Annotated in this window: 13 protein-coding genes; 9 read left to right on the top strand and 4 right to left on the bottom strand. The window is 75.8% G+C overall.

Going from position 1 to position 17,964, the window contains the following annotated elements:
- The first annotated feature begins 114 nt into the window (after positions 1-114).
- The 3 genes from J0910_RS12895 (at position 115) to J0910_RS12905 (ending at position 5,886) form a co-directional block, all read left to right on the top strand.
- Positions 115-2,319: an anthranilate synthase component I gene (locus J0910_RS12895; protein ID WP_420158737.1), complete on the top strand. Its 2,205-nt coding sequence runs from the start codon at positions 115-117 to the stop codon at positions 2,317-2,319.
- A 401-nt stretch (positions 2,320-2,720) separates the two neighbouring features.
- Positions 2,721-3,521 (top strand): FAD-dependent thymidylate synthase, encoded by an 801-nt coding sequence (gene thyX, locus J0910_RS12900; protein ID WP_420158738.1) that lies wholly within the window; start codon positions 2,721-2,723, stop codon positions 3,519-3,521.
- Positions 3,522-3,663: 142 nt separating this feature from the next.
- Positions 3,664-5,886 (top strand): hypothetical protein, encoded by a 2,223-nt coding sequence (locus J0910_RS12905; protein WP_420158739.1) that lies wholly within the window; start codon positions 3,664-3,666, stop codon positions 5,884-5,886.
- Positions 5,887-6,415: 529 nt separating this feature from the next.
- Here J0910_RS12905 and J0910_RS12910 read toward each other — a convergent pair.
- On the bottom strand, positions 6,416-7,075 hold the full coding sequence (locus J0910_RS12910; protein WP_420158740.1) for a TetR/AcrR family transcriptional regulator: 660 nt from the start codon (positions 7,073-7,075) through the stop codon (positions 6,416-6,418).
- A gap of 167 nt (positions 7,076-7,242) precedes the next feature.
- Here J0910_RS12910 and J0910_RS12915 point away from each other — a divergent pair, with 167 nt between their 5' ends.
- Together J0910_RS12915 and J0910_RS12920 are read left to right on the top strand one after the other, a co-directional pair.
- Positions 7,243-8,007, top strand: coding sequence for a glucose 1-dehydrogenase (locus tag J0910_RS12915; protein WP_420158741.1), 765 nt, complete (start codon positions 7,243-7,245; stop codon positions 8,005-8,007).
- Entirely contained in the window at positions 8,004-8,882 is an 879-nt protein-coding gene (locus J0910_RS12920) for an SDR family NAD(P)-dependent oxidoreductase (RefSeq protein WP_420158742.1), read from the top strand. Before J0910_RS12915 ends, J0910_RS12920 begins: the two co-directional genes overlap by 4 nt.
- Before the next feature lie 321 nt (positions 8,883-9,203).
- Here the strand turns inward: J0910_RS12920 and J0910_RS12925 are convergent, their stop codons facing one another.
- Complete coding sequence (locus J0910_RS12925; RefSeq protein ID WP_420158743.1) at positions 9,204-10,844, bottom strand: nucleotidyl transferase AbiEii/AbiGii toxin family protein; 1,641 nt, start codon at positions 10,842-10,844, stop codon at positions 9,204-9,206.
- Between the two features lie 180 nt (positions 10,845-11,024).
- Between J0910_RS12925 and clsA the strand changes: the two genes are divergently transcribed.
- The 4 genes from clsA (at position 11,025) to J0910_RS12945 (ending at position 15,969) form a co-directional block, all read left to right on the top strand.
- Positions 11,025-11,795: a cardiolipin synthase ClsA gene (gene clsA / locus J0910_RS12930; protein WP_420158744.1), complete on the top strand. Its 771-nt coding sequence runs from the start codon at positions 11,025-11,027 to the stop codon at positions 11,793-11,795.
- Between the two features lie 109 nt (positions 11,796-11,904).
- On the top strand, positions 11,905-14,403 hold the full coding sequence (locus tag J0910_RS12935; protein WP_420158745.1) for a sugar phosphate nucleotidyltransferase: 2,499 nt from the start codon (positions 11,905-11,907) through the stop codon (positions 14,401-14,403).
- Between the two features lie 355 nt (positions 14,404-14,758).
- Positions 14,759-15,301: an FHA domain-containing protein gene (locus tag J0910_RS12940; protein ID WP_026119981.1), complete on the top strand. Its 543-nt coding sequence runs from the start codon at positions 14,759-14,761 to the stop codon at positions 15,299-15,301.
- Positions 15,302-15,498: 197 nt separating this feature from the next.
- Complete coding sequence (locus tag J0910_RS12945; RefSeq protein WP_420158746.1) at positions 15,499-15,969, top strand: bifunctional nuclease family protein; 471 nt, start codon at positions 15,499-15,501, stop codon at positions 15,967-15,969.
- Positions 15,970-16,098: 129 nt separating this feature from the next.
- On the opposite strand, the gene J0910_RS12950 is transcribed toward J0910_RS12945, so the two are convergent.
- Positions 16,099-17,253 carry a PrsW family intramembrane metalloprotease gene (locus tag J0910_RS12950; protein ID WP_420158747.1) on the bottom strand — a complete coding sequence of 385 codons (1,155 nt, stop codon included), beginning with the start codon at positions 17,251-17,253 and terminating at the stop codon, positions 16,099-16,101.
- A complete protein-coding gene (locus tag J0910_RS12955; protein ID WP_420158748.1) occupies positions 17,250-17,861 on the bottom strand; it encodes a hypothetical protein in 612 nt (203 codons plus the stop codon). Before J0910_RS12955 ends, J0910_RS12950 begins: the two co-directional genes overlap by 4 nt.
- Positions 17,862-17,964 lie beyond the last annotated feature (103 nt).

The following is a 17,964-nucleotide window of genomic DNA, read 5'->3' on the forward strand; positions in this document are numbered from 1 at the left end:
GCGCACCGAGGTTCTGCTCTACCCACAGCGACCGCCGATCGGCGGTCGTTTCGCGTTCGCGGCGCGGCCGCCGGATCATCGTCCGACACCGGCCCAGCGCGAAAAGGACCCCCAGTGGATTCCAGTACCGACGCCCGACCCGCCGCCTTCCGCACCGCGGGCGGGATCACCGTCCGCCGCAGCTCCGAGCCCTGCGACCCGGAGGTCCTCACCGCCCTCGTCCGCGACGTGGAGGGGCGCCGCGGCGGCGTCCTCTCCTCCGGTATGGAGTACCCGGGCCGGTACAGCCGCTGGCACCTCGGCTACGTCGACCCCTGCCTGGAGATCGCCGCGCGCGGCCGCCGGGTCACCGCCACCGCGCTGAACGGGCGCGGCCGGGTGCTGCTGCCGGCCGTCGCCCGAGCCCTGGCCGAGCACGGCCCGCTGCAGGACGGCGGGCGGCCGGACGGCGCGGCCGTCGCCGTCACCGTTCCCGAGCCGGACGCCTCCGCCTTCTACACCGAGGAGCAGCGGAGCCGCCGCCCCAGCGTCTTCTCCGCGCTCCGCTCGGTGATCGCGCTGTTCGCCTGCGACACCGACCCGCACCTCGGCCTGTACGGCGCCTTCGGCTACGACCTGGCGTTCCAGTTCGAACCGGTGGAGCAGGTCCTGGAGCGCGACCCCGGCGACCGGGACCTGGTGCTGCACCTGCCCGACGCGGTGGTGGTGCGCGACCGCAAGCGGGAGACCTGCGTCCGCTACGGCTACGAGTTCACCGTGCCCGGACCGGACGGCGCCGAGGCCTCCACCGACGGCCTGCCCCGCGCCACCGGGCCCACCCCGCCGGTGGTCGCCGCCGAGGTCCCCGCCCAGCCCGAGCCGGGCTCCTACGCCGCGGTCGTCGCCGAGGCCAAGGAGCGGTTCCGCCGCGGCGACCTGTTCGAGGTCGTGCCCGGCCACCGCACCTACGGGGCGTGCGCCTCCCCGGCCCGCTTCTACGAGCGGCTGCGCGAGCGCAACCCCGCCCCCTACGAGTTCTTCTTCAACCTCGGCGAGGGCGAGTACCTGGTCGGCGCCTCCCCGGAGATGTTCGTCCGGGTCACCGGCGAGCCGGGGAGCGGGCAGCGGGTCGAGACCTGCCCGATCTCCGGAACCATCAAGCGCGGCGCCGACCCGCTGGAGGACGCCGAGAACATCCGCGCCCTGCTCACCTCCGCCAAGGAGGAGTCCGAGCTGACCATGTGCACCGACGTGGACCGCAACGACAAGTCGCGGGTCTGCGAACCGGGCAGCGTCAAGGTGATCGGCCGCCGCCAGATCGAGATGTACAGCAGGCTGATCCACACCGTCGACCACATCGAGGGGGTGCTGCGCCCGGAGTTCGACGCGCTGGACGCCTTCCTCACCCACATGTGGGCGGTCACCGTCACCGGAGCCCCCAAGACCTGGGCGATGCGCTTCATCGAGCGGCACGAGGGCTCGCCCCGCCGCTGGTACGGCGGCGCCGTCGGGTTCATCGGCTTCGACGGCTCGATGAACACCGGGCTGACCCTGCGCACCGCGCAGATCAAGGACGGCGTGGCGACCGTGCGGGTCGGCGCCACCCTGCTCTACGACTCCGACCCCGAGGCCGAGGAGAAGGAGACCTTCCTCAAGGCCCGCGCCCTGCTGGAGACCCTCGCCCTGGAAGAGGAGGCCGCCGCGGAGGACCGGCCGGCGCCGGCCGCCCCCGCCGCCCCCGCCGAACCGGCCGGCGCGGGGATGAGGGTCCTCCTCGTCGACCACGAGGACTCCTTCGTCAACACCCTCGCCGACTACGTCCGCCGGCACGGCGCCGAGGTCACCACCGTCCGCTACGGCTTCGACGAGTCCCTGCTCGACGAGCTCGCCCCGGACCTGGTGGTGCTCTCGCCCGGGCCGGGCCTGCCCTCCGACTTCGGCACCGGCGCCCTGCTGGACGCCCTGGAGGCGCGCGGCCTGCCGGTGTTCGGCGTCTGCCTCGGCCTGCAGGCCATGGTCGAGCACGCCGGCGGCGAGCTGCTCACCCTGGACGAGCCGGTGCACGGCAAGCCCGGCCGGGTCCGGGTCGCCGGCGGCGAGCTGCTCACCGGGACCGGCGGGGACTTCGCGGCCGCCCGCTACCACTCCGTCTACACCACCCCGGAGCGGGTGAAGGGCTACGCCGTCACCGCGGTCACCGAGGGCGGCCCCGAGCCGGTGGTGATGGCGATCGAGGACCCGGCCGCGCGCCGCTGGGCGGTCCAGTTCCACCCGGAGTCGATCCTCACCGCCGCCGTCGGCGAGGGCATCGTGGAGCGGGTCCTCCGCCTGGCGCGCTGACCCGCCGCCCGCCCCGCCCGCCCCGGCGCGGGGCGGGCGGGGCTCCCGTCAGGCCGCCACCGCCCCGGGGGTGACGTTCGTCGCGGCCTGCGCCGTCTCCGCCGACACCCGGAGGTTCCGGGACCTCTCCGCCGGCGGGGCCGCGCCGGGGTACCGTCCGCTCGACGGCGCCGGCGCGTTCGCCGCGGAGATCCCCGGCGGCGACCCGCTCCGGGACGCCGGACCGCAGGGCGGCGCCTGCGCCGGGCCCTGTGCCCCCGCCGCCGCACCCGCCGGACCCCGGCCGCCGATCCGGGGCGGCGCGGGCGCTCCCCGGCGCCGGTCCGGCACCGGCCGCCGGGCGTGTAATGTCGTCTCGGCCCGGGAGCCGGGGGAGCCCGAGACATGGAGATGGAAGCACCGTGAAGCACGTCGAACCTGAGGTCCACCTGGTCGCCAAGCCGCAGCTGGACTACGACGAGATCGCCCGCTACCTCGCCGACGTCGGCGGCGAGAAGTGGCTGGAGCGGTTCGACCGGGGCGAGCTCGACGCGCACCTCAACGACCCGCAGAACCTCGCCGAGTTCGCCGGCCGGCTCTGCTACCGCTCCTGGGAGCCGGGCCTCAACCCCAACGTCACCCGGGTCCGCACCGACCAGGACGCCTACCTCACCAACATCCTGCGCAGCCTGCACGGCTCGGTCCTGGAGCACGTCAGCTTCAGCTTCGTGCTGCACAACGTCAGCCGGGTGCTCACCCACGAGCTGATCCGGCACCGCCCCGGCGTCGCCGTCTCCCAGGAGTCGCTGCGCTTCGTCCGCCTCACCGACCTGCCGTTCTGGTTCCCGGACTGGGCGCAGGAGGACCCCGAGCTGATGTCCCGCGCCACCGAGATGCTGGAGAGGATGGAGGAGTTCCAGCTCTGGATGGCCGACCACTTCGGCCTCGACGAAGAGGGCAAGAAGTTCGCGGAGAAGAAGCACCGCACCTCCTTCATGCGCCGCTTCGCCCCCGAGGGCGTCGCCACCGGCCTGGTCTGGACCGCCAACGCCCGCACCCTCCGCCACACCCTGGAGGCCCGCACCGCCCCCGGCGCCGAGGAGGAGATCCGCCTCCTCTTCGGCAAGATCGGCGAACTCCTGAAGAAGGAGGCCCCCTCCCTCTTCGGCGACTACACCGTCGACGCCGACGGCACCTGGGTCCCCGGCTGGCGCAAGGTCTGACCCGGCCCCGCCGGTCCCGGCAGAGGCCTTCCGGGGACCGCCCCGGCCGAAGGACGGATGTCCGACCGGGGCGGCAGGATGGGGCGGGCCCGGTCCCGGAACCGGGCCGGACCGCACCGCACCGCCCCTGGAGGACGTCCCCGTGAACCATCCGGCTCTCGCAGGCCTGGACGCCGTCGACTGGGCCTCGCTCGGCCACGCCTACGGCACCGCCGAGGACCTGCCCGCGCTGCTGGCGGCGGCCGGGTCCGCCGACCCGGAGGAGGCGGAGGAGGCGGTCTACGAGCTGTTCGGTACCGTCTGGCACCAGGGGACGCTCTACTCGGCCACCGCGCCCGCGGTCCCGTTCCTGGTCGCCCTGGGGGCCGATCCCCGGACCCGGGATCGCGGCGGGCTGATCGCGCTGGTCGGGGAGATCGCCGAGGCCGCCGACCGCCACCCCGAGGTGCGGACCGAGGTGCGCGCCGCGCTCACCGCCGAGCTGCCCCGGCTGATCGCGCTGCTCGCCGATCCCGAGGAGGAGGTGCGGCGCTCCGCCGCGTTCGCCCTGGGGCACCTCCGCCCCGATGAGCCCGGCCCCGCGGCCGCGGCGCTGCGCGACCGCCTCCGGGACCTGTCCGGAGCGCCGGAGCCCGGTGCCGCGGCGGAGACCGCCGGCCTGGTCGCCGCGCTGGGCCTGGTGGACCCCGAGCGGACCGGGTGGGTCGGCGCCTGGCTCGGCCCCGACCGGCCGGCCCGGGTGCGCGCCGCCGCCGCGTGGGTGGTGGCCCGCTCCCCCTGCCCCTGGACCGAGGCGGCCGAACGCGCCGTGCTCCAGGTCTGGGGCGGCCGCGGCGAGCGGCCGGCCGCCGGAGCGGAACCGGGCGACCCGTTCCCCGCCGAGGAATGGCGCTGGACGGAGGACTGCCTCAGCGACGTGCTCACCGCCCTGGACGGCACCCCGGACGGCGCCCGGCTGCTGGACGCCCTGCTCGGCGGGGGGCCTGAGGCGGCGGTCAATGCGCTCTCCGCGGTGCACGACCTGTGCACCGGGTCGCGGGCGTCGCGGGAGCGGCTCGCCCCCGCGGCGGCCGCCGCCGTCACACACCCTGACGCCGAGGTGCGCGAGTCGGCCGTGCTGATCACCGCGGCGCTTCCCGGTGCGACCCGGGCTGCCGCCGACGATCTGGCGGCGCTGACCGCCGGAGCCCCGCCGCCCGGTCGACCCGGGGCGCCCTTCCCCTATGGCGAGGCGTTCCTGGAGGGGGAGCCGCGCACCCACTGGGCGGCCGTCCTCGCGCTGCTGCGGGTCGGCGACCCGCGGTGGCGGCCGCCCGTCGCGCGCGGGCTGCGCCTCGGCCCGGTCCCGGTACTGGACTCCGTGCTCGCCGCCCGCCCCTGCTTCGACGAGGAGCTGCTCGACGCCGCCCGGGCGGGCCTGCGGCTGATGCTGGACCGCTCGGCGCCGACCGCCGGCACCGAATACGAGGTGCCCGGGATGGTCGAGGTGGTGCGGCTGCTGGCCTCCTGGGACGAGCGCTGCTCTCCGGCCCTCGACGACCTGCTGCGGGCCGCCGGGCACACCGGGTACCGGGTGGTGGAGGCCCTGGCCGGCCCGGCGGTGCGCTCCGCTGCGGTGGCGGAGCGGATCGCCCCGGCGCTGGCGGCGCGGGCCGCCGACGCGGCGGTGCCGATGGCGGTGCGGATGCGGTTCGCGATCGCGCTGGCCGCCGCCACCGGAGAGCACGGACCCGCGGAAGCCCTGGCGGCCGGGGCCGACCCGCAGGACGCGCTGCGCGTGGCGGGGTTCGCCGCGGAGTACGGGGTCGCCCGGGAGCCGATCGCCGCGCGCCTCCGCGCCCTGCTCAGCACCGGGGGTCCGGCGGGCCGCGCCGCCCCCGGAGCGCTCGGGGCCGCCGGGGAGCTGCACCGGCTCACCGGTGAGACCGCCGCGCCGCTGGCGGTGCTGCGCCGGGAACTGGACGGCAACCCCCTCTTCCAGGAGGCGATCGCCCTGGCGGGGAGGATCGGGCCCGCCGCTGCGGAGGTGGCCCCGGTGCTCCGCTCGGTGCCGGTGTACGACTTCAACCGGATCCCCCTCGGTCTGGCGCTGCACCGCGTCACCGGAGAGCCGGAACCGCTGCTGGAAGCGGTCCGCACCGAACTCGGCCACGGCCGCTGCGGCCCGGAGCTGCCGGAAGCGGTCCGCTCGCTGGGCGCCGCGGCACGCCCCTTGCTGCCCCGGATGCGCGAGCTGCGCGACGGCGACGGCCCCTGCGGCCCGCTGCAGTCCCGTCTGGGAGGGCTCCGTGCGGAGGTGGAGAACCGGGACCGTCTGACCGCGCTGGTCGCCGAGGCGGAGCGGTACGGAGCGGAGCGGCGGTAAGACGGCCTCAGGGGAGCGGGACCGGCGCACCGCCCGCACCCGGGGTACTGGACGGCGGGGTTCCGGCGGGCCGTTCCCCACCGGGCGCGGCCGCACGGGGCCGTGTGCGAACGGGGTGCGAGAGGCGGGCGGTTCCGCGGGCGGCGTGCACACGGCGGGGCCGGAGCCGGTTCGGGGCGCGGTGCGCCGCTCTCTCGCCGAGGCGGTGCGGGCCGAGAGCGGGATCCGCTGCGCGCCGGGCATCGCGGTGCCGGTCGACACCGCGGTCCGCGCGGCTCACGGAGCCCGCGCGGCCGCTGCGGGCGGCCGCCACCGGGACGACCGCCCGCCTGCGGGGGCCGCCGAGCCGGCCTGGGAGCGTATCGGCGCCCGCATGTCCGGTACGCCGTGGTCAGCGGGGCGTCTGCGGCATCGCTCCCTTGTGCCGCGCTCGCGGGAGAAGGGCGGACGGCCGACCGGGAGGCGCCGGAGGAGCGGCCGGCCCGCCGGAAGCGACCGGCGGCCGGCGGGGCGGGGCGCCCGGCCCGGGTCAGCGCTCCGGAGCGCCCGGGGTGCCGCCGGCGAGCGTGCGCATGGTGGTTGCGACCAGGTCGGCCGGGGAGCCGGGGCCCGAGACGGGGCCGTCGGGGGCGGTGGACCAGTGCTCGATGGCGGTCCGGATGGCGGTGGCGGCGCCGGCGGACAGGGTGCGGATGCGGAGCGGGTCGGCGTCGGGGGCCAGGGCGGTGAGCGCGGCGGCGAGCCGGCGTTCGGCGCCGAGGTTGACCCTGGCCCAGACGGCCTCCAGGGCCGGGTCGGCGGCGGCGGCGCGGAGCAGGCCGCCGGTGCGCTCCATGGCCTCCACGCCCTCGGCGTCGTCCGGGGACAGTGCGCGCACCGCCACCGATTCCAGGGCGGCGGCGTCCGGCAGCCCGGGCGGTCCCGCCGCCACCAGGTCCAGCCACCGGTTGGCCCCCTCGGCGAGCACCGGCTCGACCGCGTCCTCCTTGTACCGGAAGTAGCGGTAGAAGGTGCGCAGCCCCACCCCGGCGGTCGCGGCGATCTCCTCCGCGGTGGTTCCGGCGGCCCCCCGTTCGGCGAACAGCTCGCAGGCGGACCGGGCGATGGTGCGGCGGGTCTCCGCCTTGCGGCGCTCGGTGAGGGGGGAGCGCGGGGCGCGCGCCCCGTTCGGTCGGGTCTGGGTCGACACGGTGTTCTTCCTGCTCGCGGGGTGATCGTCGGTGTCCAGCGTAGGGCATGCGCCATATTGGCACGTTGTGCCATTTCGACATACCATGCACGAAAAGGGGCGTTCGAGACCCGGCGGGCGGCCCCCGTGCAGCGGACCGGGCCGTGCAGCGCAGAAGGAGAAGGCCCATGAGCAGCCTCGAAGGCAAGACCGTCCTGGTGACCGGGGGAGCGCGCGGACTGGGGGCCGAGGCGGCCCGCCGCGCGGCGGCGGCCGGGGCCCGCGTGGTGATCACCGACGTCCTCGACGCCGAGGGGGAGGAGACCGCGCGCGCGATCGGCGCCGCCGCCCGCTACCTGCACCACGACGTCACCTCCGAGCGGGACTGGGAGCGCGCCGTCGGCCGCGCCGCCGAGGAGTTCGGCGGCCTGGACGGGCTGGTCAACAACGCCGGCATCTCCACCGGGACGCCGCTGGTCGAGGAGTCGGCCGAGCACTTCCGCAAGGTCCTGGAGATCAACCTGACCGGCGTGTTCATCGGGATGAAGACCGCCGTCCCGGCGATGCGCGAGCGCGGCGCCGGCTCCATCGTCAACATCTCCTCGGCCGCCGGGCTGATGGGCCTGGCGCTGACCGCCGGCTACGGTGCCTCCAAGTGGGGCGTGCGCGGGCTGACCAAGATCGCCGCGGTCGAGCTGGGCACCGAGCGGATCCGGGTCAACTCGGTCCACCCGGGCATGACCTACACCCCGATGACCGCGGAGACCGGCATCCGCCCCGGCGAGGGCAACTACCCCAACACCCCGATGGGCCGGGTCGGCGAGCCGGGCGAGATCGCCGACGCCGTCGTCTTCCTCCTCTCCGACGCCGCCTCCTACGTCACCGGCGCCGAGCTCGCGGTGGACGGCGGCTGGACCACCGGCCCCACCGTCGGGTACGTGATGGGGCGGTGACGGCGCCGGGCGGAGCGGAGCAGGGGAGCACGGGCACGGCGGACGCGCGGCACCTGTTCCGCGGCCGGACCGCGGTGATCACCGGCGCCTCCAGCGGCATCGGAGCCGGGTTCGCCCGGCACGCCGCCGCCCTGGGGATGCGGCTGGTGCCGACCGACGTCGCGGCCGACCGGCTGGCGGCGCTGGCCGAGGAGCTGGCCGCCGGAGGGGCCGAGGTCGAACCGGTCCCGGCCGACGTCACCGACCCGGCGGCGGTCGAGGCCGTGGCGGTCCGGGCCGACGAGCGGTTCGGCGGCGCGGACATGCTGGTCAACAACGCCGGGATCATGGCGATGGGCTACTCCTGGGAGATCCCCGCGGAGACCTGGGACGCGGCCCTGCGGATCAACGTCGGCGGTACGGCCAACGGGCTGCGCGCCTTCGTGCCGCGGATGCTCGACCGGGGCACCAGGGCCTGGATCGTCGACGTCTCGTCGGTGGGCGGCCTGCTGCCCGCCCCGCTCATGGCCCCCTACAGCGCCACCAAGTTCGCGGTCCTGGCGCTGACCGAGAGCCTCAAGTACGAGCTGGACATGCGCGGCGCCCCGATCCAGGTCTCGGTGGTGACGCCCGGCTCGGTGAAGAGCGACATCTTCCGCGCCGCCTCCGGCGCGGCGGGGGCCGCACCGGAGGCCGAGCGGTTCGGAGCCCTGCTGCACGAGCGGGCGGAGAACTCCGGGCTGACCGCCGAGGAGCACGCCCGCCGGGTCTTCGACCAGGTGGCCGAGGGGCGGTACTGGGTGGTGCCGCAGCCCGAGCAGCTCGATCCGGGGCTGCAGCCGCGCACCGACATGATCCTGGAGCGCGCCGAACCCCGCCTGCCCTTCGAGATCTGAGGCGCCCGGCCGGCGGAGGGGGAAGGGGAGCGGCGGTCCCGCCCCCGGGAGACGGGGAGGCGGTCTTCCCCGCCGTCCCGGCGCGGGCGGGGGCGGTGAGCAGAGCGGGCCCGGGCGCCGAGGGGGGCGGCCGGGCGGCCGGAGGCGCCGGCGGCCGAGCGCCCGCTCTCCGGTCCCGGGGCCGAGTGGACGGCCCGCTCCGCGGGTCCGCGCCGGTGCCGGGCGCCGCCCGCCCCGCACGCGCGGGCGGGGGCGGGGGCGGGGGCGGGAGGTTCGAGCCGTCCGGCTCCCGGCCCCGCACGCGGGCCGCGCCCCGCGGCCTCACCCGTCCGCGAAGGACGGGGCCAGGGCCCGCTCGAAGCGGGACAGCCACTCGTCGAACGAGCCCCGGACCCACGGGCAGTCCCGGGTGAAGTGCCCCCACTCCTCCTCGTCCATGTAGTCCTGCGCGCGCAGGTACCGCTCGTCCACCCGGTCGGCCTCCGCGCCGAGCTCCGGGCGGAGCAGGCCGGCCAGGACGGAGCGCGGCACCCGGGTCCGCTCGCCGAGCAGCACCGCGTCGTAGAGGTCCTTGCCCTGCGGGTACATGTCCGTGAACAGCCACTGGACCTTCCACGCCAGGGAGAGGCCGGCGCCCGCGGTCGGCAGCCGCACGGTGCGGGCGCCGCCGTCGACCGGGATCGCGGCGCGCACCGGCGGCAGCGGAAGCTCCTCGCCGAACACCACGTCCAGCTGGACGGTCCCGGGCGGCAGCCCCTCCCCGCCGCGCCACGGGACGACGACGCGGCGGCCGGGGACCCGGTCGTAGGTCCAGATCCCGTCGTACCGGGCCGCCCCGGTGTCGAAGGACAGGCCGGGGCCGGGGTCGGTCCCGCCGATCGCGGCCACCACCTCCTCCAGCAGCCGGGACCCCTCGGCGCCGAAGGCGTCCGCCTCCCCCTCCCCGCCGAGCACCACCCAGTCCAGGTCGCGGGGGCGCCGGGCCTCCTCGCCCGCCCACAGCGGCATCACCATGCTGCCGCGCAGCATGAGCCGGTCCGCCCACGGACCCGCGGCGACGGCGGCCAGCACGTGCTCCATGGCCCGCCGCTGCGCCGCCCACCACCGCTCGCCCAGCCCCGGGTCGGCGAAGACCGGATCGCCCGGCCGGTAGGCGTGCGTGAAGTGCTTCAGGGCCGGGTCGAACACCTTCTCCTGCCGGGCGTGCGGCCCGACGGTGACCGGCAGGTGGGAGGCGGGGTAGCCGCTGTGGTCCGCGCGGCTCCGGACCGGGGCGTCGGGGCCGGCCTCCACCGGCGCGGCGTCCATCCACCCGGCGTCCAGCGACAGGGCGCTGTCGTACACCACGAACTCCCGCTCCTCGGAGACGATGCCGAAGCCCGGCCTCCAGGAGGTGATCCAGGGCAGGCCGTGCTCCTCCAGGGCGGCGCGGAGCCGGCCGAGCATTCCGTCGGCGTGCGGCCTGCCCACCCGGGAGCAGCGCTGGGTGACGAACCGCTCCTGCGCGCCGTCCTCGCGGACCTTGCGGGCGTTCCGGGAGAGCCGGGCGGAGTGCGGCTCCACCAGCGCCGCGATCGCGGCCAGGTCGGCGTCGCCCGGCAGCACCAGCTTGACGTGGTGCTCGAAGTAGCACCACTCCGGCAGCGCCTCGGCGGCCGCGCGGTCGGCCGGGACGCCGCCGTTGACCGGTGCCGCCTCGATCTTGGTGCGCAGCACCGGGAGGCCCGCCCCGGCCAGCCGCTCCGCCCGGGCCCGGGCGGTGGCCAGCTCGCCGCTGAGCGTGCCGTACCCGTGGTAGGTCACCATCGGCTGGGAGGGCGCCTCGCCCGCGTCCAGCTCGATGTGGGTGAACTTGAGCCCGTTCTCCGCGGCCCACCGCGCGGCCTCCTCGACGCGCTCCGGGCCGGCGGCGTCCAGGGTCAGGTGGGTCTCGAAGTCACCGGCGAATTCCGGGGTCGGCATCGGCTCTCCGTGCGGTGGGCGGGAACGGTCCCCGGTGGGACGCGCGGAACCGCCGCGGCGTTCCCCTCCTCACATGCGGCCGGCCCCGGGCACCCCGCCGGCCGTCCGCGCGTTCCCCCTGCGAGCGCCGCCCGTCGCCGGCGCCGGGGCGGGTCCGGAGAAGCGCGGACCGGTAGGCTCATGGCAGGGAACACTGGAGGTGGGGTGGCGAACGGAACGAACGGGCCGGGCGACCGCGTGTGGACGATTCCGAATCTGCTCAGCGTGCTGCGCCTGCTCGGGGTGCCTCTGTTCCTGTGGCTGGTCCTGGGCCCGAAGGCGGACTGGTGGGCGCTGCTCGTGCTCGCCTTCGCCGGCCTGTCCGACTGGCTCGACGGCAAGATCGCCCGTGCCTGGAACCAGACCAGCCGGCTGGGCGCGGTGCTCGACCCGATGGCCGACCGGCTCTACATCTTCGCCGCGCTGCTCGGGCTGGCGGTCCGCGGCGACGTCCCGTGGTGGCTGATGGCGGTGCTGGTCCTGCGCGACCTGCTGATGGTCGGCGCGCTCCCGCTGCTGCGGCACTACGGCTACGGGCCGCTTCCGGTCAACTTCGCGGGCAAGGCGGCGACGCTGTGCCTGCTCTACTCCTTCCCGCTGCTGTTCATCGCCGGATACGGCGGCGTGCTGGGCGATATCGCACGAATCGTGGGTTGGGCGTTCGCGATCTGGGGAACGGCTATCTACTGGTGGGCCGGACTGCTGTACGCGGTCCAGGGCCTGCGCCTGATCAGGCAGGCCCGGCGCGCCGACCGCGCCGCTGAGGGCACCGGCCCCGCGGGCGGAGCGGGCGCGCCCGGCGACCCCGGAGCCGCCGGAGCGGAGCGCACGGCGCCGAGGCCGGCCGCCCCGTCCTCCGGCGACTCCGGGCCACCGCGTGATGACAAGAAGGGAGCGACGTCCCCGCCATGAGAGCACGCCCCAGGGCCCTTCGACGACACCTGCCCGGAGCCCGGAACCGCACGGCCGCCGGAACCGACCCGGGCGGACCCCGCACGGCCGCCGAGCCGAGGAGGCCCCGATGAAGGCGGTCGTCATGGCCGGCGGTGAGGGGACCCGCCTGCGCCCGATGACCGCCAACCAGCCCAAGCCGCTGCTCCCGGTGGTCAACAAGCCGATCATGGAGCACGTGCTGCGGCTGCTCAAGCGGCACGGGTTCGACGAGACGGTGGTGACCGTCCAGTTCCTCGCCACGCTGATCCGCAACTACTTCGGCGACGGCGAAGAGCTCGGCATGAACCTGCACTACGTCGCCGAGGAGGTGCCGCTGGGCACCGCCGGCAGCGTGAAGAACGCCGAGGAGCACCTGCGCGGGGAGCCGTTCATCGTCATCTCCGGCGACGCGCTCACCGACATCGACCTGACCGACATGCTCCGCTTCCACCGGGAGAACGGGGCCATGGTCACCATCGGGCTCAAGCGGGTCGCCAACCCGCTGGAGTTCGGCATCATCATCGTGGACGAGCAGGGCCGGGTGCAGCGCTTCCTGGAGAAGCCCACCTGGGGGCAGGTCTTCTCGGACACCGTCAACACCGGCATCTACATCATGGAGCCCGAGGTCCTGGACCGGGTCGCCGCCGGAGAGGTGGTGGACTGGTCCGGCGACGTGTTCCCCGGGCTGGTCGAGGACGGCGAGCCGGTCTACGGCTACATCGCCGAGGGCTACTGGGAGGACGTCGGCACCCACGAGTCCTACCTCAGCGCCCAGGCGGACGTGCTCAAGGGCCTGGTCGACGTGGAGATCGACGGCTTCGAGATGTCGCCCGGGGTGTGGGTGGCCGAGGGCGCCGAGGTCGACCCGGAGGCGGTGCTCAAGGGCCCGCTCTACATCGGCGACTACGCCAAGGTCGAGGCCGGCGCGGAGCTGCGCGAGTACACCGTGCTGGGCAGCAACGCGGTGGTCCGCTCCGAGGCGTTCCTGCACCGCACGGTGGTGCACGACAACGTCTACATCGGCGCCAGCACCAACCTGCGCGGCTGCGTCGTCGGCAAGAACACCGACGTGATGTCGGGCGCCCGGATCGAAGAGGGCGCCATCATCGGCGAGGAATGCGTCATCGAGTCCGAGGCGTACCTCTCCAACGACGTCAAGGTCTACCCCTTCAAGACCATCGAGGCCGGCGCGGTCGTCAACACCAACGTCATCTGGGAGTCCCGCGGGCAGCGCTCGCTGTTCGGGCCCCGCGGCGTGTCCGGCCTGATCAACGTCGAGATCACCCCCGAACTGGCGGTCCGGCTGGCCAGCGCCTACGCCACCACCCTGAAGAAGGGGTCGGTGGTCACCACCTCCCGGGACGTCTCCCGCGCCGCGCGCACCCTCAAGCGCGCCGTGGTCAGCGCCCTCACCGCGGGCGCCATCGACGTCCGCGACCTGGAGGCGGTGCCGATGCCGGTCGCCCGGTTCTCCACCTCGCAGAGCGGGGTCAGCGGAGGCATCGCCATCCGCACCACCCCCGGCGACCCGCAATCGGTCGACCTGGTCTTCCTGGACGACAGCGGGGCCGACCTGTCCCCCGGGGGCCAGCGCAAGCTGGAGCGGGTCTACTCGCGGGCGGAGTTCCGCCGCGCGTTCCCCGGCGAGATCGCCGAGCTGTCCTTCCCCTCGCGCACCGTGGAGGGCTACGCCCACGAGCTGCTCCGGCGGATCGACACCTCCGGGGTGGCCGAGGCGGAGATGAAGGTCGTGCTGGACGCGGCCGGCGGCACCGGGGCGCTCATCCTGCCCTCGCTGCTCGGCCGGATCGGCGCCGACGTGCTCACCCTGAACAACCGGCTGGACGAGGTCTCGCCCACCGACACCCTGGCCAAGCAGATGCGCGATCTGCAGCGCCTGGGCGAGCTGGTCTCCTCCTCCGGGGCGGACTTCGGGGTGCGCTTCGACCCGGTCGCCGAGCGGCTGTCCATCGTGGACGAGAAGGGCGAGCTGATCGACAACGAGCGCGCCCTGCTCGTCGTGCTGGACCTGGTCGCCGCGGAGCGGCAGGGCGGCCGGGTCGCGCTGCCGGTGACCACCACCCGGGTCGCCGAGCAGGTGGCCGGGTTCCACGGGGTGGAGGTGCAGTGGACGCCCACCGCCACCGACGAGCTCACCAAGGCCGCCAAGGCCGAGGACATCGTGTTCGCCGGCGACGGGCGCGGCGGCTACATCCTGCCCGAGTTCTCCCGCACCTCCGACGGCATCGCGGCCTTCGTCCGGCTGCTCGGCCTGGTGGCCCGGACCCGGCTCTCGCTCGGCCAGATCGACCGCCGCATCCCGCAGGCGCACCAGCTGCGCCGCTCGGTGCCGACCCCCTGGGCGGTCAAGGGCAGCGTGATGCGGGCCGTGGTGGAGGCGGCCGGCGACCGCGAGGTGGACACCACCGACGGGGTGCGCGTGGTGGAGGCGGACGGCAGCTGGGCGCTGGTGCTGCCGGACACCGCCGAGGCCGTCACGCACATCTGGGCCGAAGGTCCCGATTCCGACGCCGCTCAGCGGCTGCTCGACTCCTGGGCGGCCGTGGTGGAGCGGGCCGAGGGCTGAGCCGGGCCGGTCCGCGGGACCCGGGCCGTCCGGGCCCCGCGGACCGGCTCCGCGCGGGCGGCCGAAGTCGGCCGAATTCCCTTGCGGATCAAGGGCCTGGGGGCGCCGTCCGGCGCTGGATATGGTTTAGAGTCGAGTGTTCCCGCAACGCCTGGTACACGCGGGAGTGACAGGAACCGATCGCGGCGGCCCGGCGCCGCCCGCGCGGCCGGATCGGGAACACCGGGGCGTGCGCCCTTCGTTGCCAGAGAGGGATTGCCTAGGAGGTGAGCGTCTCCGGCAACCAGGCACTGAACACGACCACCCAGCCGATATCTGAGCACCGCCCCCGTGCGGTAGGAGGCCGAGCCGACCTATGTCGAGCGTTAACTGCACGCAGTGCGGTCACGCCGTTGCGGATGATGCCCGTTTCTGCTCCAACTGTGGGTCCCCGATCGTCCGGAGCGGACAAGAGGCCCCCCGGGCCGGCGAGCGCCGCGACTCCGTCGGCGAGACCACGTCCACCATCTCCATCGCCGGCATCCAGGCCCTCGAGGCCGAGGCGGACGCGGCCGAGGAGGTGGGCGCCGACGCCACCAGCGTCGAGGCGCTGCCGACCGGAACGGCGCTGCTGGTCGTCAAGCGCGGCCCCAACGCCGGCAGCCGGTTCCTCCTGGACTCCGACGTGACCACCGCGGGGCGCCACCCCAACAGCGACATCTTCCTGGACGACGTGACCGTGTCCCGGCGGCATGTGGAGTTCTTCCGCCGCGGCGACGGCTTCGGCGTCCGCGACGTCGGCAGCCTGAACGGCACCTACGTCAACCGGGAGCGGATCGACGAGGCCGAGCTGGGCGGCGGCGACGAGGTGCAGATCGGCAAGTTCCGCCTGGTCCTGCTCACCAAGCCGCGCCGCTGACCGGTTCCGGGCGCCGGGGGCGGGAGGCATCAGGTTTGCGCCCGCCCCCTACCGGACAGCCTTGTAACGAAGACCGGCTCAGGCCGTCGGCCACCCCCTTCCGAGGGGCCGACGACGGGGTGCAGAATCGGAGAGTACGGCCGAGCACAGCCGGGCGGGTGCCCATTCGGCACGGGAAGTCGTGGGACGGAGCCGCAGTGAAGCACATGGAGGTCGTCGGGGTCCGGGTCGAGATGCCCTCGAACCAGCCGATCGTCTTGCTCAAGGAGACCGCCGGCGAGCGCTACCTGCCCATCTGGATCGGTGCGGTGGAGGCCACCGCGATCGCCCTGGCCCAGCAGGGCGTCACCCCGGCCCGCCCGCTCACCCACGACCTTTTCCGCGACGTCCTGGAGGCGCTGGACGCCACCCTGGACACGGTGAACATCACCGCGCTCAGCGACGGCATCTTCTACGCCGAACTGGTCTTCTCCAACGGGATCGAGGTCAGCGCCCGCCCCTCCGACTCCATCGCGCTGGCGCTGCGCACCGGCGCGACGATCTACGCCGACGAGGGCGTCATCGACGAGGCGGGCGTGCCCATCCCGGACGAGCAGGAGGACGAGGTCGAGAAGTTCCGGGCCTTCCTCGACAACATCACCCCGGAGGACTTCGGGCGCACCACCTGACGCCGTTCCGCCGCAGGCCGGAGGCGTTCCGGGGGGCTCCGCCCCGAGCCGCCCCCGGCCGTTCGGCGGGCGTGCGGCGGAGTCCCCGTCCCGCCGCGCCGGGGCGCGGCGGGAGGGCGCCGGGACCGGTCACTCCGGTGCGCCGGGCGGCCCGTCGAGCCGCCGCTCGGCCGCCTTCAGCAGGCGGAGCTGGCGGCGGGCCGCGGCCGGGCGGTCCGGGGCCGGGATCCGCTGCAGCGCGTTCCGCCGGCCGTGCCGGGTGGCCAGCTCGCGGGCGTCGGACCGGCGCAGGTCGACCGCCTGCCCCTCGGCCTCCAGCGCGTTCCGCAGCCGGCGCCGGTAGGCGGCGCGGACCGGCAGGTAGACCAGGAGCGCGGCGGTGAAGACGGCGGCGGTCTTGGCCGCCGTGCCGGGCAGCGAGACCAGCACCGGCGCGTTGAAGAGCGCGTGCAGCGCCATCGCGAACAGCATCAGCAGGCCGGCGGCCCAGGCGCGGCGCGGGCCGGGCCGCCACCGGGCCGCGGCCAGCAGGCCGACCGCGGTCCCGGCGACCGCGGTCATCGCCCAGTGCGAGCCCGCTCCGGTCAGCCCGACGCGCAGCGCCAGCGAGCCCAGGACCGAGGCGCCGCCCGCGGTCGCCCCCTGCATGACGATGGTCTCCAGCGCGTAGATCGCGTTCTCCGCCAGCTGGAAGCCCAGGCCGGCCAGGGCGCCGAGGACGAAGCCGTCCATCGGCCCGCGCAGCGCGGAGGGGGCGGCGACCGCCAGGATCACCACCCCGGCCGCCTTGATCAGCTCCTCGTTGACCGGGGCGGTCAGCGACGGCCCCCAGGAGGTGCCGGCCGGTACGCCCAGCACCGAGTTCCACACCGACAGCAGGGCGGCGTTGGCGATCAGGGCCAGGCCGGTCGCGGCCGCGGCGCCCCAGAGCAGCGCGGCGGCGGCCGCGGCCGCCCCCGGCGGGCGCACCGGGCGGATCCGGCGCAGCGCCCAGTACCCGGCGGCCAGTACCGCGGCGAGGACCGCCGCGGCCAGCAGCGCCTCGACCGGGAAGACCCGGACCAGACCGCCGGCGCGCACGGCGGTGGAGACCGTCCCCGCGGCGCAGAGCAGCGCGAAGACCGCGGCCGCGGCGAGCGAGGCGGTCACCTCGGGGCGCCGCCCGGGCCCGCGCAGGCCCGGATCGCGCCCGGTCGCGTGCCGGGCGGACCGCCGCGGGCGCGGGACGCCGGCCCGCTCCGGCCCGGCCCCGGTGCTCCTCCGCTCCGGGGACGCCCGGTTCACGGCGCCTCCCCGGAGTCCTCGCCGAACGCCACCGTGTCGAACACCCGCTCCGCCTCCTCCAGCCGCTCCGCGGGGGCGCCGGGGCCGGCCGCCAGCACCATCTCCACGGCCAGCTCGCCGCCGGGGGCGCTGAACACCGCGGCGCTCCCGGAGGCGGCGTCGCCGCGCATCGGGCCGGTCCGCCCCTCGGCGCCGTGCTCCGAGGTGACCGGCCGCGGCTCGCCCAGCCGGGCGGTCGGGTCGTCGACCCGGACGATCCGGCGCAGCCCCTCCCAGAGCTCGTCGGGGGCGGCCGGGCCGGCCGGGCCCACCGCCGCCAGCCGCAGCTCCACCGGGCCCCGGGTGAACAGGTAGCTCCGGCCGTCCCGGCTCCGCCCCTCGTCCAGCGTCCAGCCCGGACCGAACTCGACCGAGGCGGTGTGCCCGTGCCCGGTCCCCACCTGCACCGGGCGCCCGGGATCGACGGGGGCGGTGCCCGCCACGGCGGCGTCCAGCGCGGGCCAGCCCGCGGTGAGCAGGACGACCGTGCCGGCCGCCGCCCCGAGCGGGAGCCATCCGCCGCCGCGCCCGCGGGGCGCCGGGCCCCGCTCCTCGCCCTGCCGAGCCATCGCTCCCCCTCGCCGGTCCGGTGCGGTGCCGTCCCCGCACGGTCTGCGGGCCTCTCCGACCAGCCAAGCACCGCCGTGCGGGGCGCGCCCCGGGGCGTCCGCC

It is taken from the genome of Nocardiopsis oceanisediminis (assembly GCF_048595525.1).
Classification (GTDB): Bacteria; Actinomycetota; Actinomycetes; order Streptosporangiales; family Streptosporangiaceae; genus Nocardiopsis_A; species Nocardiopsis_A oceanisediminis.